This is a genomic window from Priestia megaterium NBRC 15308 = ATCC 14581 (assembly GCF_000832985.1).
GTDB lineage: Bacteria > Bacillota > Bacilli > Bacillales > Bacillaceae_H > Priestia > Priestia megaterium.
In genome coordinates this window covers 4,039,831-4,054,793 of sequence record NZ_CP009920.1, presented here as the reverse complement: position 1 = coordinate 4,054,793, position 14,963 = coordinate 4,039,831, and the positions used below count along the sequence as shown (strand labels likewise).

The following is a 14,963-nucleotide window of genomic DNA, read 5'->3' as shown; positions in this document are numbered from 1 at the left end:
GCTCAAGCAGCCCAAACGAAGTTGATAATAAAAGCGGCGCTAATCATATACATAATCCAGTGAATTTCCTTCGCCCTGCCGGCTAACAATTTAACGAATGTATAAGATAAAAACCCTAGCGCTAAGCCTTCGCCGATACTAAACGTTAACGGCATCAAACTAATAGTACAAAAAGCAGGCACAGCATCTGTTATCTCGTCTAGAGGAATGTTTTTTATTTCTGTCAACATGAGAGCTCCAACCATAATTAAAATAGGCGCTGTAGCAAAAGAAGGAATAATACTAATTAATGGCGTAAATAAAAGACTCACTAAAAACAATATGGCAACGACCAGTGCTTTAAGGCCCGTTTTGCCTCCTTCTGCAATTCCCGCAGCGTTTTCTACATATGCGTTCATTGCAGTAGACCCCATAGCAGCACTGGCTACAGTCGCAAGAGAATCTGCCACAAGCGCTTTATCTAACCCCTTAATTTCTCCTTTTTCATCCATTAATCCAGCTTTTTTAGATAATCCAATCATCGATCCTAAATTATCGAATAGCTCCACAAGCGTAAATGAAAAAATAATAGAGAAAAGACCGTAATGGAGAGCAGATTTAATATCCATTTGTAAAAAAGTTTCTGACATGCTCGGCATTGAAAATGACACAACGCTGCTGATGCTTTTAGGTGCTTCTACTATGCCCAGCACCATCCCCGCAATTGATACTAGCAAAATGCTAATCAGGGCAGCTCCTTTAATTTTTCGAGCAGTTAATACAGTTACCGCCATAAAACCTAATAAAGCAAGGAATGGGCCCGGTTTTGTAAGCTGACCAAGAGCTACTAAATTTTCTTTGTTGCTTACAATAATGCCTGCTTGCTTAAAACCGATAAAAGCAATAAATAGACCGATTCCAACAGAAATAGCACTTTTTAAAATAGCGGGTATCCCTTCAATAATCTTCTTGCGTAAGCCTGTTATCGTTAAAATAAAAAATACAACCCCTGAAATAAATACGGCTCCTAAACCTGTTTGCCACGTTAGCCCTTCACCCAATACCACTGTATACGTAAAAAAAGCGTTAAGCCCCATTCCTGGTGCTACTGCAATAGGCATGTTCGCCCATAATGCAAACAAAAGAGTAGCAAAGACAGTGGCAAAAATCGTCGCTGCAATTGCCGCTTCTTTTGGAATGCCTGCGTCTGCTAAAATCGTCGGATTAACAAAGATAATATAGCTCATCGTCACAAAAGTAGTAATTCCAGCAAGAATTTCTGTTTTTACATCTGTTTTGCGTTCGGTTAAATGAAACAGCTTATCCAACCATGAAGGGTTAGGTGCTGATTTTTTTATTAGTTCCATATGCTGAGTTTCACCTTTTTCATTTATCGCCACTTGCTTTTCACTCCTTTAATGATCGATTGGATTTTTTTAACTAGTTTTTACAGCCCCTTTATTAACAAGTGTATATGTAGCCATTTTTCCACTCCTTTTTTATGAAAATATCTATAAAAAGAGCCGTGAAAACAGAAGGAAACCCTTCTATCTTCACGGCTCTTTGCTTCTGTAAACAGAAGATAAGCATCCGTCTTTTACGTGTTTTGCGAAACAAACGATTTCATCGAACGTTTTGCCATTTATATAGAGAAGCTATTTAAAGCAAATAACTGTACAAGAATTCTCTGTAACAGGATCATAATCTCTAAATAAAGAAGTGACCTCGATATCAAATAAAAGCTCCACTTTTTGCTTTAGCATTTTTTTATATTTAGTCGACAAAGCGGCATCAAGAGACATCACTAATTCTCTATATTCTTCACTAAGGGCTTCTAGTGCCGGCATTCTTTTTGATTGAGCTAGAATAAGAATTTTATTATCAATAATATCTATTTTTTGAGTATTCACACCTACATTAAAAATCTCTTGGCTAATTTGAGTATACAAAGTAGCTATCTTCTTTTTAGAGATCGGCTCCATATGCTTCACCTTTTTCATTGTTAAAAATGTGTTTTGCTATATTGTTTTCACTTGATTATTGTCCTTTGACCAGCTGCCGATAAATTCCGGCTCATCATAGTCAAAGAAATTAGTTAAATTCTCATGGCGATTATCAATAAAAAGCTGATTGGCGACTTCTGAGACGAGCTTTGGTATCGCATATTTTAGCCCTGAAAGAGCGGATGCAGAAATTCCACAGCTAATTAAAGCGGAATAATTAAAAGCAAAAAGGCCATATACCATTTTTTGACCTTCCCTATTACGACTTAAAAAAGCAAAGCCGTTACTAAGGTAAGGATGGGCGTCCAATACTGGGTTGGCAATTTCATGCGGTGCTTTGTAATGATCGCTCCAGCGGGCGATGTGTTTTTCAACAAGGCGTAATTCTGGACGAAGAGCCGGATCAGTTAGAAGCCCTGTGCTAATAATTAAATAGTCAAATGTAAAGATTCCCTGAGGAGTTGTTACAACTGCTTTGTCCTGTTTTTCTTCGACATCCAGCCACGGTGCATGTACGTGTAAATGAAAACCTGGCCATGAGGAAGCGCGTCCAAATGTATCATTCGTAGGCGGCTGGTTGTATTCGAAAAAATGAGCCATCACTTCATATTTTTCAGCATCTGACAAAGCATGGAAACGTTCAATCATTCCTGAAGCTTCCATTTGTCTGATTGGGTTAATACGCGGAAGTTCTTTTCGGCGAACAAATACATGAGCTTCAGCAACCCCTTCAGAAAGCGCATAGTTGGCATTGTCAAAGGCGGAAGCTCCTCCTCCTAAAACAGCTACTTCTTTGTTCTTCAACGTAGTAAAATCAATGGTTTGGGAAGTGTGAGAATAAAGATGAGGCGGCAATTTTTCAGAAATCATAGGCGGGACATGCCACTCTCCTCCTCCTTGAATTCCTGTAGCTAGTATAACTTTACGTGCCATCAGTGTAGGACATGAAGCTCCATTCCCTTCAATATGCAAGCGATGAATACCTGTTTCCGTCGGCTCAATTAACGTTAATTTTATTTCATTTGCCACAGGAAGGTTAAGAATGCTCCGGTACCAGCGCAAATAATTCATCCAATCTCCTCTTGGAATTTTGTCAAGAGCTTCCCAGCCCTCTGAGCCAAATTGTGCTTCCCACCACGCTTGAAACGTAAGCGAAGGTATACCTAAATCAATAGACGTTAAGTTTTTTGGTGTTCTCAGCGTAATCATTCGTGCATACGTTTCCCACGGACCTTCTAAACCCGAACGGTTTTCATCAATAACAAGAATGTTTGACACGCGTTCTCGCAGTAACCCAAAGGCCGTTCCTAAACCGCTTTGACCTCCTCCAATAATGATTACATCGTATACGTGTCCGCTCTTAGGGATAATTGGCTGTACTTCTGTTAGTTTCCTGAAGGAAAGGTAAGAAAGATCGGTTTCTACTCTTTTATTTAAAGCTTCTAAGCTCATCGTTATCTCTCCTTTCAATAAAGTTTCTCTGTGCTAAAAAGCTCATTATATATCTAACATAAAATGATAGGTTTTATAACATCGGTTGATTTATATTTATATTATCACTTTTGGAATATGATTGTATCTCCATTCTCTCTAAAGTTTTTTTTGCAAATTGTATAAAATCACTAATATAATTTTTTATATCTTATGTATGAAAGCATATTTACATTGTTTAAAAGGAAAAAACCATTAAAAAGTTTAGTAAAGAAAGCTTTTCTGACATCAAATTTAAGGGAAACATGTGCGAGTTTGTGACAGTTATTTGTTAATTACGCTCTACTACTTGACTATCGTATTCATCAAATCTATAGTCATAATTAGTAACTCAACAAAGGGAGTCAACGTATGAGAAATTTATTTAAAATAACAGCTATATTTACAACGATTGTTATGTTTATTTTAATGATTGCCGGCAGTCTGGTCACAACCACAGGATCTGGATTAGGGTGCGGAAACGAGTGGCCATTGTGTAACGGGCAGTTAATACCTGAATACGCAGTAGCAACAATGATTGAATATACGCATCGTTTGATTACCGCATTTGCAGGTCTTCTTGTTTTAGCATTTTCTATTTGGGCTTGGATTCGTTATCGCAGAAACCGTGAAGTGAAAATTTTAGCGATTATGAGTATTGCATTTATCATTATCGAGTCATTGCTCGGGGCTTCTGCAGTTATCTGGCCTCAGTCAGCTGAGGCGCTAGCACTGCATTTCGGTCTTTCGCTTATTGCGTTTACCGGTGTATTTTTACTTTCAATATTTGTTATTCAAAAGGATCGTTCGGATCATTTTATTAAAGGAGCGGTTACAGGCAAATTTAGATGGCTCGCATGGTTTACGCTTATATTTACCTACTGCGATATTTATTTAGGTGCATATGTGCGTCACAAAGGTGCAAGCTTAGCGTGTACAAGCTTTCCTGCTTGTTACGGCAATACTCTTATTCCAAAGCTTTCAGGAACAACGGGCATTCATTTTGCCCACCGATTTGCTGCTCTTGTGCTGTTTGTTCTTATCATTTGGATTATGGTATCTGCCATCAAGCAGTATAAAGAAACTCGCCGTGATATTTACTACGCGTCCATCATTGCGGTTGCTTTAACCATTGCTCAAATATTCAGCGGTATATTTGTTGTCATGTCTCGTTTAAATGTCTTTGCTACACTGTCTCACTCGGCATTTATTACAGCGTTATTCGCTACCCTTAGCTACATTTGTGTACAGACTTTAAAAGGAAGAAGACATTAAAACAGAAATAACTCAAAAAAAACACGTGCAGTTCATAACTGCACGTGTTTTTTTGAGTTAAGCTAGTTCTATTCCGCCTGTAATTCCGTAAACTTGAGCTGTTACATAGCTTGCATCCGTTGAAGCTAAAAATACGTATACATTTGCTAACTCTACCGGCTGACCAGCACGCTGTAGAGGTGTATCTTGTCCAAAGCCTGGAATAGCATCGCTTGGCTGCCCTCCAGAAATTTGCAGCGGCGTCCAGATAGGTCCTGGAGCAACTGAGTTGACGCGAATACCTTTTGGAGCTAGTTGCTTGGCTAGTCCGCGAGTGAATCCGTTAATGGCAAACTTTGTAGCTGCATAATCTAATAGATTAGGACTTGGGCTATAGCCTTGTACAGAACTTGTGGTAATAATCGAAGCACCTGCTGGTAAATAAGGCAGCGCTGCTTTTACGGTCCAATATAAAGAGAATACATTTACTTCAAAGGTTTTGCGCAGCTGGTCCGTTTCTAAATCAGCAAGATCTTCTACTGCCTGCTGTTTACCTGCTACGAGTGCTAAAACGTCTAATCCATCTAATTCTTTATAAGCTTTTTCTACTAGCTCCTTGCAAAAAGATTCTTCGCCTACATCACCAGGTATGAGTACTGCTTTTCTTCCTTCTGCTTCAATAAGCTTTTTTACTTCTTCTGCATCCGCTTGCTCTTGTGGCAAGTAATTAAGCGCAACGTCCGCTCCTTCTCTTGCGTAAGCGATAGCTGCTGCTCGGCCAATACCTGAATCTCCGCCTGTCACAAGAGCTTTTCTGCCTTTTAATTTACCTGCACCTATGTAACTGTTCTCCCCGCAGTCCGGGATGACGTTCATTTCTTTTTGTACACCAGGCGGTTCTTGATACTGCTTTGGATAGTCTTCATGGAAATATTGAGTTAATGGATTATTTAGTTTTGACATATTCGTCACTCCTTTATTAATGAATCCTTAACCAACTAAGGGAAAGTTTTCTATATACTTGTTCTTCCCGTCCTCTTCTTTAGTAAACATGCTTGATGTCTATTATCCTCACTTTTCTTTCATTACCTTTTCCCTTCAATCAACAGCTAAAAACAGCTGCATACGTGAAACCTACGTTTACCATCACAATAAAAAAATCCGAACGAGTCGAATTCTCTATTAAGAATCTCGATTCCTCGTTCGGATCTTCTTTCAACTAAAATACATTTATCCCCCCTCTTTAAATAAATGGTGAGAGCTTTGTATTTTGCTGTGAACAATGATCTTTCTTTCTCGTCTGTGCCCGCTACTCTGTTAGTTCCACTTGTAAAGGCTTTGATTCTTCTTCGGCTTCTTTAGGAGTGCGAACGATTAACACATCACATTTGGCATAGCGTAAAATATGCTGAGATACGCTTCCAATTAAAATGCGCTCTACTGCGTTTAACCCCGTTGCACCGCATACAATTAAATCAACGTGCTTATCGGGAGCAATTTTTTTAGATATTTTTGTTTTAGGAGAACCATGTTCAATTAATGTTTCGACTTTCGTTACTCCAGCCTTAATGGCTAGGTTACTATAGTTGGTTAAAAGTTCTTCAGCAAATTTCTCTGCGTCTTGAAAGCGTGTATCCGTATAGAATGCATAAGGTGATGGACTTAGCGCCTGTATATCGATAACGTGACAAATTATCAAATGAGCGTTATTTTTTTTCGCACTGTTAACTGCTTTTTTGAATGCCCACTCCGCTTCTACAGAACCGTCTACTGCTACGAGGATGTTACGATAAGCCATATTCATCATAATCTCTCCTTTGTCTTTCGTTTATAAAGAACTTTCTTTGCTACACTTTTATTGTACTTCTTGCGCAAGCGAAAATATGTGATTTTTATCACAATGTAGAGGGATTAATAAAAAATAGAGCCGTGCACATCGTACACGGCTCCATTTTTATTGAACTTGAGAGTTAAAAGTCATGATCCAAATAGATCCTGCTACAATTGTAATAACAAAAACGATTCCGAGTATTAAAGCCATCACATTATAACGGGGCTTTTCTCCGTCTTTAATATGCATAAAGAAAAACAATTGAACAAAAAATTGAAGCACGGCCATTCCTAGAATGCTAGCTAGTAATATATTTTTAGCCAGTACGTGGTTTAATACCAGCAGCAGAGGAATAACGGTTAAAATAATCGAGAAAATAAATCCTATTGTATAAGCTTTTAACGACCCGTGGTTCTCCATCTACATCACCCCCATTAAATACACAACCGTGTAAAGGAAGATCCAGACGGCATCAAGAAAATGCCAGTATAAGCTGATAATCGTCACTTTTCGCTTTGTTACAGAGGTAATTCCGTATCGTTTTAATTGGATCGTAATTGAAATCATCCAAATGATGCCGACAGAAACGTGCAGCCCGTGCGTACTAACCAGCGTATAGAAAGCTGTAAAAAATGCGCTGATGGAAATGGTTGCTCCTTCATGAACCATTGTTTGAAATTCATGAATTTCAAGGCCAACAAAGCACATACCTAAAAGCAGAGTTACGATTAGCCAGCCAATTAAAGGCTTTATTTTTCCCTTGTGCATGCTCAGCACAGCTAATCCGCTCGTAAAGCTGCTCGTTAATAAGATAAACGTTTCAGAAACAAATCCTGGAACTTCAAAAAATTCCTTTCCTGTAAGGCCTCCCGCAGTATGATTAACAAGAACGGCATACGTAGCAAATAATGCTCCAAATAAGATGCAGTCCGTTACGAGGAAAAGCCAAAAACCCATAACTTTGATTCCTTCATCATGTTCATCATGATGTTCTTCGTGGTGCGCTGTCGCATATGCCATGTCAGCCAACCCTCCCTACTGAATCTTCTGTATGTCGAATTTCATCCACCGGAATATAATAGTCCGAGTTGTATTGAAAAGAACGAGCTAGTAAACAAGCTCCGACTCCTGTCAAACCGAATATCGCCATCCACACCCAGTGGAACGTTAAGCCAAAACCAGCAATGAACCAGAAAACCGACATGATAAATGGAATACCTGAATTCTTAGGCATATGAATCGGAGAGAAAGTAGCTGTTTCCTTCGCTTTTTTCTTTTTTCTTTCTTTTTTTATTGTCCACCACGCATCTTGCCCCGTTACTGTTGGAATCACTGCAAAATTGTAGTGCGGCGGCGGTGAAGGGATGGACCATTCTAATGTACGTCCATTCCAAGGATCCCCTGTTACATCTCGTTCTCCGTACTTAATGCCATGAAGAATCTGCCATGCTTGAAAGATAAACCCTATGCCCATAAAGAAAGCTCCGACTGTAGAGATAACGTTCAGCGGTCCCCATCCCATGTCAAAGTCGTACGTATAAATACGGCGCGTCATTCCCATAAACCCTAATGCGTATTGAGGCATGAAGCATACGTAAAAACCAATATTCCACGTCCAAAACGCCCATTTACCAAGACGGTCATCTAGTTTAAAGCCAAACATTTTTGGCCACCAATAGTACAAACCTGCAAAAAAGCCGAATACAACGCCTCCGATTAACACTTGGTGAAAGTGTGCAACTAAAAAGTAGCTATTATGATACTGATAGTCCGCGGGAGCTGCTGAAAGCATAACACCCGTTGCTCCTCCCACAACAAAGCACGGGATAAAAGCAATTGTCCATAGCATTGGCTGCGTCATTTGAATACGGCCGCGGAACATCGTAAATAACCAGTTGAACACTTTAACGCCCGTTGGAATTCCGATAGCCATCGTCGTAATAGCAAAAAACACATTCACATTAGCACCTGCACCCATCGTAAAGAAATGATGTACCCATGTGAAATACGATAGAACGCTAATAATCATCATTGAAAAAACCATAGACTTATAGCCAAATATCTTCTTTTGAGAAAACGTTGCAACGATTTCAGAAAAAATGCCGAATGCAGGAAGTACAACGATATACACTTCAGGATGTCCCCACATCCAAATTAAGTTAATGTACATCATTGGATTTCCTCCGCCGGTCATGGTAAATAAGTGTCCGTCAAAGAACCGGTCAATAAACAATAAAGCAAGCGTTACAGTTAATACAGGAAACGCGAAAATGATAATAATACAGCTTGCTAGAACGGACCACGTGAATAGCGGCATATGCATAAGTTTCATACCGGGCGCACGCATTTTTAAAATGGTCATAATGAAATTAATTCCAGAAGCCAAGCTGCCAATACCTGATATTTGAATGCCCCAAATATAAAAATCTTGACCTGGTCCAGGACTGAACTGCATGCCAGAAAGCGGCGGATAACTTAGCCACCCTGCATCTGGCGAGCCTCCGATTACAAACGACAAATTGAAAAGCATGGCGCCAAAGAAAAATAGCCAAAAGCTTACCGCGTTTAAAAAAGGATAGGCGACATCTCTTGCTCCAATTTGAAGCGGCACAACAATATTAAAGAACGCAAACATAAGCGGCATTGCCATAAATAGAATCATAATGGTTCCGTGCGTAGTGAAAATTTCGTTGTAATGATTAGAATCTAGAAAATGCCACTGGGGAAACGCTAGCTGCATACGCATTAATAATGCATCTACTCCGCCTCGAAACAGCATTAACAATGAAGAAAGCATATACATGATTCCAATTTTCTTATGATCCACCGTTGTGAGCCACTCACGCCATAGCCACTTCCACTTTTTAAGATAAGTAAGAACAAAAATAATACCGGCTAGTGTTAACAAAATGGCGACATCGGCTCCGTAAATCATCGGCTCCCCTGTCACAAAAAAATGAGATAAAAAATCTTTTAATTTGTCTAACAACTTAGTTTCCTCCTTCCTGGTGCTCGTGCTGTGCATGTACTTGTTTTTCAGAAGCCACATTCATAATCTTCATGTCTTCATTTTTCATATGATGATGCTGACTATAATATTGACCGCCGTTTTTAATGACAATTTCTTGGAATAAGCCTTTAGGAATGGTAGAATACGATTTTTCTAGAGAAAGACCTTGTTGGGCAAGGTTGCTATAATCAGCTTTTGTTAAAGCTGGTGATGTTTCTTTCACTTGCTTTACCCATTGATTAAATTCTTTTGTCGATGTAGATTTAACTTTAAAGTTCATATGAGCGAACCCTTCACCCGTAAAATTAGCACCCGAACCAAAGTATTCTCCCTTGTGATCAGCTTGCAGCCACAGCCCCATTGCCATTCCCGGCATGGTATATAATTGTCCTCCCAGCTGAGGTACCCAAAAAGAATTCATAGGTGCATCTGACGTTAGCACGAATTGAACAGGCACACCTTTTGGAATTTCTACATAGTTGACTGTCGCAATATCTTGATCCGGATATTGAAATAACCATTTCCAATCAAGAGATGTTACTTCAATTGTTAGCGGCTTTACATCTTTTTTCGGCGGATCTACTAAGTCATACGTCGTCTTGGCCGTAGCAAAACCTAAAATGCCGATAATAATAATGGGGATGCCCCACCAAATAAATTCAAGACGCTTGCTATCGTCCCAGTCTGGCCGATACAGAGCCTTGTTTCCAGGCTTATCACGGTAGCGTAAAACGATATACACAAGCAGACCTAAAACAGGAATAACGACAATTGTGCATAAAATTATGGAAAAAATAATTAACTGGTATTCTTTTTGAGCCACCGCCCCCTGCGGATTTAAAATCAAATAACGACTATCACATCCTGCTAAAAAAATTGTAATGAATACGGAGAGAATGATTAACTTGCTAATATGCATTGATTTTTGCTTTCTCACCTAAGCTCAGGCTCCCTTCCTCTAAATCTCTGTACATAATAATGGTATATAAACGTTCATATTAAAGATGCATCTCAACAGATCAAAAGGCTAAAAACCTCCTAACATATTGAAGTTTGTCATGACATATTGCTTACTTCTAAAAAATTATCATGTTGTATGTTTAAAAGGTGTGATATTTATCACACTTGAAGCGATTTTTATCTATTTTAAATGGCTTTACCATCATTTCGTCACATATTTGGTTAAATGTGGTGTGAAATGCCTTGCTCCTAGCGGGTAGATTCTTATAAAAGCAAAAAGCTCTTCCAGTTCTTATTAACTGGAAGAGCTTTTTAGGAATAATGAAGTATCGAGCTTTATTTTTTACTAATTTGTTTGCTTCACCTGCTGAAACATCCAATCAATCATTTTCTGATTTTGATACGCAGAAACCCACGAAGCATGATCATACTCTAACTCTTTAGGATATTCCGTATATAGCGGATGCCCTCCAGATTTTTTTATAGCACTTATTATATTCCTTGAATAGGCCACAGGAATGATAGAATCGTCTTCAGCATGAAATGCCCATATTGGTTTGTTGATAAGAAAGTGCGCTTTAGCTGGATTGGCTCCTCCCGCTATCGGCACCATAGCAGCAAACAAATCAGGGTGTTCTATATTTAAGTTAAATGTGCCAAATCCTCCCTGAGATAATCCTGTAGAATAAAGGCGATTACGATCTATATTGTAGGATTTTCTTACACTTTGTAAAATTTCATAAGCCGTTTTTAAATCTTCTGATGTTTGGAACACTTTTGCTAAGTCGACTTTGTTGTTATCGTCTCTTGTAACGGTGAAGCCTCCGCTTGGTACATTACGAGCTTGAGGAGCTAAAATAAAAGCGGGATGCTTTCGTTGATTTTCTGGTGAAGCCCAAACGATAGCCCCGTCGTTGCCAAGAAGCTGTTTTGTATTATCATTTCCTCGTTCACCACCTCCATGTAAGAATAGCACCAAGGGATATGATTTTGTAGAATCATAGTCTTTAGGCACATAAAGTCGGTAGGGCATTGTTTTATAAGTGAATGATAAAAATTGAGTAGCTATAGATTCTCTACTTTCAAATGAATAAGTAAATATAGCTAGATTACTATGATTCTTTTGATTTTTATTTTTCGCGTTTCCTCTTATGGAAATTGCTTTAAGCACCGTATCGTTATTAATAATAATCGGGTTTGTATACTGAGTGCTTTTAGTAGTCGGAGTGCTCCCGTCAAGTGTATAGTAAGTTTCCGCACCTGGCGTGTTTGTCTTTAATTCAACCTTCTGCTCCAAATAATAGGTACCTGATAAAACTGAAGAGGTTGGTTTTTTTACGTTTCTATAATTATTTTCTTCTTTTGCTGCAAGAATATTGAAAGGAAGGAAAGCTAGAATAAGAACTCCTACAGTAATAAAGCTTAGAACTTTTTGTATTGACGTATTGTTCACTGATAAAGTACCTCCTTTATACTATTATTCAAATGTCTACTTCCATTTCCAGCAGGGCATAACTTAAGCTCTTTCCGTGCGTATCCATTCCTAAAGAAGTAGTGACCCCACCAAGTAACGCGCGGTGACATACAAATTGAAATGCTGATATATTAGGAACTTCGTAGCGAACAATGTCTCCTTCTACAATATTTTTTAAGTGTTTTTTTACTTCCGAAGCAGTCACTTTTTCACGTAATAAGAAATAATCTTTTTCGTTATATGGAATTAGTGATAACATAAGCGTGTTTCCCTTATCTCCAGCTCGACTGTGAGCAAGTTCATATAATTTCTTTTTCATTTGTTAAGCTCTCCTTCAATGTAAGGTGTGTTTCTATTTTGTTACGTGAAATCAACGTAGAAATAATTCCTACTACTTCATTAACATACTTTCTTGCTCCGCCTCCGCCTGCGGGTCCATTTGTATAAAGAGCTTCTACCTCTTCTCCAATTTTAGCTGCTTCCTTTGAAGTAAGACATTTCCCTGCTACTCTCAGCCTAATTTCATAAGGAGCTGATTCTTGAAAAGAGACTCTATGAACAGAAGAAATACCAATATAATCAATTCTTAAGTCGACTACTTTATCTTTTAAACGCTTATATAAAATTTCACTAGCTAGCTTAGCTCTTTCTAGAGCATTGGATCCGGCGTAGGAAATTTCTCCTTCTCCAATAACACCTGCTTCGTAACCTACGCTGACTTTTAACGTTTCAGGCCTTGGTATACCTGTTCCACCAGACACTTGAATTTGGTTCAATTTAATTTCCTGTAAATGAACGGAAGTAAAATCTGCAATAACATCGGGTGTTACATATTGATGAGGGTTAGTTACTTCGTAAAGAAGCTGTTCTTTTACAGTAGCTAAGTTAATGACTCCTCCTGTCCCTTCTACTTTAGTAATAATGGCTGTCCCATCTTCTTTAACATCAGCAAATGGAAAACCTAATTCGGCAAGCTTTGAGACTTCTTTTTTTCCGGGATCAGCAAAATAACCACCAGCTACCTGTCCCCCACATTCCAATAAGTGTCCAATTACTGTTCCTTGAGCAATTTTATCTACGTCGTCTAAAGACCATCCAAAGTGGTGTACCATTGGAGCAACAAATAAAGACGGATCTGCTACTCTACCAGTAATAATAACTTGAGCATCTGTCTCTAGAGCTGGCAACATTGTTTCTACACCAAGGTAAGCGTTTGCAGATATAACGTTACCAAAATGAGATAGCGGTTCATTTGTTTCTAGAGTCAATCCATTTCTATCTATCAACTTTAGTACATCATCTCCCGTTACGGCTGCTACCTTTATCCTAATGTTTAGTCGGTTAGCTATTTCAACAACTTTTTCAGCAGCACCTATTGGATTTGCTGCTCCCATATTGGTAATGATTCGCACTTTCTTTTTCTTAATAATAGGTAAAAGAAGCTCTAGTCTTTTTTCTAACAAGGAATCATAACCCATTAAAGGGTTTTGACTTTTTCTTTTTTGGGCAAGTGCGATTGTTCTTTCGGCTAAACATTCCAATACTAAATAATCTAAATTTCCTTTTTCAGCCAATATAACGGCTGGGTCTAATCGATCTCCTGAAAAACCTGCGCCTGATCCGATTCTTATCATTTTTATCACCTCAAATAGTAATTGCTCCCGTTATTAATGCCACAATCGTCATAACAATGGTCGTTCCAAATGCCCACTTAAAGATAAAACGCTGATGATCGCCTAAATTTACTCCCGCTAACCCTACAAGGATAAAGGTCGAGGCGGTTAAAGGACTTAATGGAAATCCAGTCGTCATCTGTCCTAAAATAGCTGCTCTGCCAATTTCAATTGGATCGATGCCAAAGTTAGAAGCCGTCTGGCTAATAATTGGTAATACTCCGAAATAGTAAGCATCCGGTGTAAACACTAAGCTAAGAGGCATACTTGTAACCGCTACTAGTACAGGTAAGTAAGAAGCTAGTGATTCAGGGATAATACTAACCATTGCAGAGGCCATTCCATCTATCATCTTTGTTCCTGTCAGAATACCCGTGAAAATGCCTGCAGCAAAAATCATCGTAGAAACAATTAACACGTTGTTTGCATGGCTTAGTAAACGTTTTTGCTGCTCTTCTGGATTGGGATAATTCACTAAAAGAGCAATTGCAAAAGCGACAATAAATAAAATCGGTAAAGGTAGCCATACTTTAATTAACGCGATAAGAAGCAAAATTGTTAAAGCAAGATTAAACCAAAAAAGCCGTGGTCCTTTTGCTTCTAGAGCAGCTGCATGTTCTGTAAACCCTTGTACATGTTCTTCCAGTTCAATGACTCCTAGTCTCTGCCTCTCCTTTTTCCCAAGCCAAAACGCAGATGCTAACACCCATACAATCCCAGCAATCATTGCGGGAATAACAGGGTTAAATAATTGAGAAGAATCTGCATTAAATGTAGTCATAGCTCTAGCAGTAGGTCCTCCCCAAGGAGCTAAGTTCATAACTCCTGCTCCTAAAGCAACCACTCCTGATAAAATAAGAGGATTCATCTTCAATCTCTTATAAAGAGGTAGCAGCGCTGTAATTGTAATCATAAAAGTAGATGCACCGTCTCCGTCTAATGATACAAGCATTGTGACGATAGCTGTCCCTACGACTACTTTTAACGGATCTCCTTTAACTAGACGAAGCATTTTAGAAATCATAGGCTTAAATAAGCCTGTATCAATCATTAAGCCGAAGTACAAAACTGCAAAAACAATCATAATACCTGTAGGCGCTACTTTTATAATGCCTTCTAACATCATGTCTCCCATTTCTAGCCCAAATCCGCCTATTAACGCAAAAACAGTTGGTACGAGAACTAAGGCAATCAATACAGATAAACGATTGGTCATAATTAAAAATAGAAATACACCAATAATTAAAAATCCTAATAGTGCTAACATGTAATCCCCCCTGCCTTAAATTTATAGATTCAAAAATCTTAG

14 protein-coding genes are annotated in these 14,963 nt (G+C 38.7%); 1 reads left to right on the top strand and 13 read right to left on the bottom strand.

All coding sequences use genetic code 11. From position 1 onward, the window contains the following. Positions 1-2: 2 nt before the first annotated feature. The 3 genes from BG04_RS20840 to BG04_RS20830 all read right to left on the bottom strand — a co-directional run bounded on the left by BG04_RS20840 (position 3) and on the right by BG04_RS20830 (position 3,434). Complete coding sequence (locus BG04_RS20840; RefSeq protein WP_034652826.1) at positions 3-1,379, bottom strand: NCS2 family permease; 1,377 nt, start codon at positions 1,377-1,379, stop codon at positions 3-5. Positions 1,380-1,634: 255 nt separating this feature from the next. Beyond that, positions 1,635-1,961, bottom strand: coding sequence for a Na-translocating system protein MpsC family protein (locus tag BG04_RS20835; RefSeq protein WP_013082771.1), 327 nt, complete (start codon positions 1,959-1,961; stop codon positions 1,635-1,637). Between the two features lie 36 nt (positions 1,962-1,997). Beyond that, positions 1,998-3,434 (bottom strand): NAD(P)-binding domain-containing protein, encoded by a 1,437-nt coding sequence (locus BG04_RS20830; RefSeq protein WP_034652828.1) that lies wholly within the window; start codon positions 3,432-3,434, stop codon positions 1,998-2,000. 390 nt (positions 3,435-3,824) lie between these two features. On the opposite strand from BG04_RS20830, the gene BG04_RS20825 reads away from it, so the two are divergent. After that, on the top strand, positions 3,825-4,727 hold the full coding sequence (locus tag BG04_RS20825; protein ID WP_034652830.1) for a COX15/CtaA family protein: 903 nt from the start codon (positions 3,825-3,827) through the stop codon (positions 4,725-4,727). A 57-nt stretch (positions 4,728-4,784) separates the two neighbouring features. Here the strand turns inward: BG04_RS20825 and BG04_RS20820 are convergent, their stop codons facing one another. The 10 genes from BG04_RS20820 to BG04_RS20775 all read right to left on the bottom strand — a co-directional run bounded on the left by BG04_RS20820 (position 4,785) and on the right by BG04_RS20775 (position 14,921). Further along, entirely contained in the window at positions 4,785-5,669 is an 885-nt protein-coding gene (locus BG04_RS20820) for an SDR family oxidoreductase (protein ID WP_016763765.1), read from the bottom strand. 346 nt (positions 5,670-6,015) lie between these two features. Next, positions 6,016-6,510 (bottom strand): universal stress protein, encoded by a 495-nt coding sequence (locus BG04_RS20815; protein ID WP_026106550.1) that lies wholly within the window; start codon positions 6,508-6,510, stop codon positions 6,016-6,018. Positions 6,511-6,660: 150 nt separating this feature from the next. After that, positions 6,661-6,957, bottom strand: a complete 297-nt coding sequence (cyoD, locus tag BG04_RS20810) for a cytochrome o ubiquinol oxidase subunit IV (RefSeq protein WP_025751946.1) — start codon at positions 6,955-6,957, stop codon at positions 6,661-6,663. Next, positions 6,958-7,557, bottom strand: coding sequence for a cytochrome o ubiquinol oxidase subunit III (cyoC, locus tag BG04_RS20805; protein ID WP_034652833.1), 600 nt, complete (start codon positions 7,555-7,557; stop codon positions 6,958-6,960). Between the two features lies 1 nt (position 7,558). After that, positions 7,559-9,526, bottom strand: a complete 1,968-nt coding sequence (gene qoxB, locus BG04_RS20800) for a cytochrome aa3 quinol oxidase subunit I (RefSeq protein ID WP_034652835.1) — start codon at positions 9,524-9,526, stop codon at positions 7,559-7,561. A 1-nt stretch (position 9,527) separates the two neighbouring features. Continuing rightward, positions 9,528-10,466, bottom strand: coding sequence for a cytochrome c oxidase subunit II (locus tag BG04_RS20795; protein WP_034655210.1), 939 nt, complete (start codon positions 10,464-10,466; stop codon positions 9,528-9,530). Positions 10,467-10,853: 387 nt separating this feature from the next. Further along, a complete protein-coding gene (locus BG04_RS20790) occupies positions 10,854-11,960 on the bottom strand; it encodes a chitobiase/beta-hexosaminidase C-terminal domain-containing protein (RefSeq protein WP_034652837.1) in 1,107 nt (368 codons plus the stop codon). 28 nt (positions 11,961-11,988) lie between these two features. Then, a complete protein-coding gene (locus BG04_RS20785; RefSeq protein WP_034652838.1) occupies positions 11,989-12,300 on the bottom strand; it encodes an AtuA-related protein in 312 nt (103 codons plus the stop codon). After that, entirely contained in the window at positions 12,281-13,615 is a 1,335-nt protein-coding gene (locus BG04_RS20780; protein ID WP_034652839.1) for an acyclic terpene utilization AtuA family protein, read from the bottom strand. Before BG04_RS20780 ends, BG04_RS20785 begins: the two co-directional genes overlap by 20 nt. Before the next feature lie 10 nt (positions 13,616-13,625). Beyond that, positions 13,626-14,921, bottom strand: coding sequence for a CitMHS family transporter (locus BG04_RS20775; protein WP_034652841.1), 1,296 nt, complete (start codon positions 14,919-14,921; stop codon positions 13,626-13,628). Between the last annotated feature and the right edge of the window lie 42 nt (positions 14,922-14,963).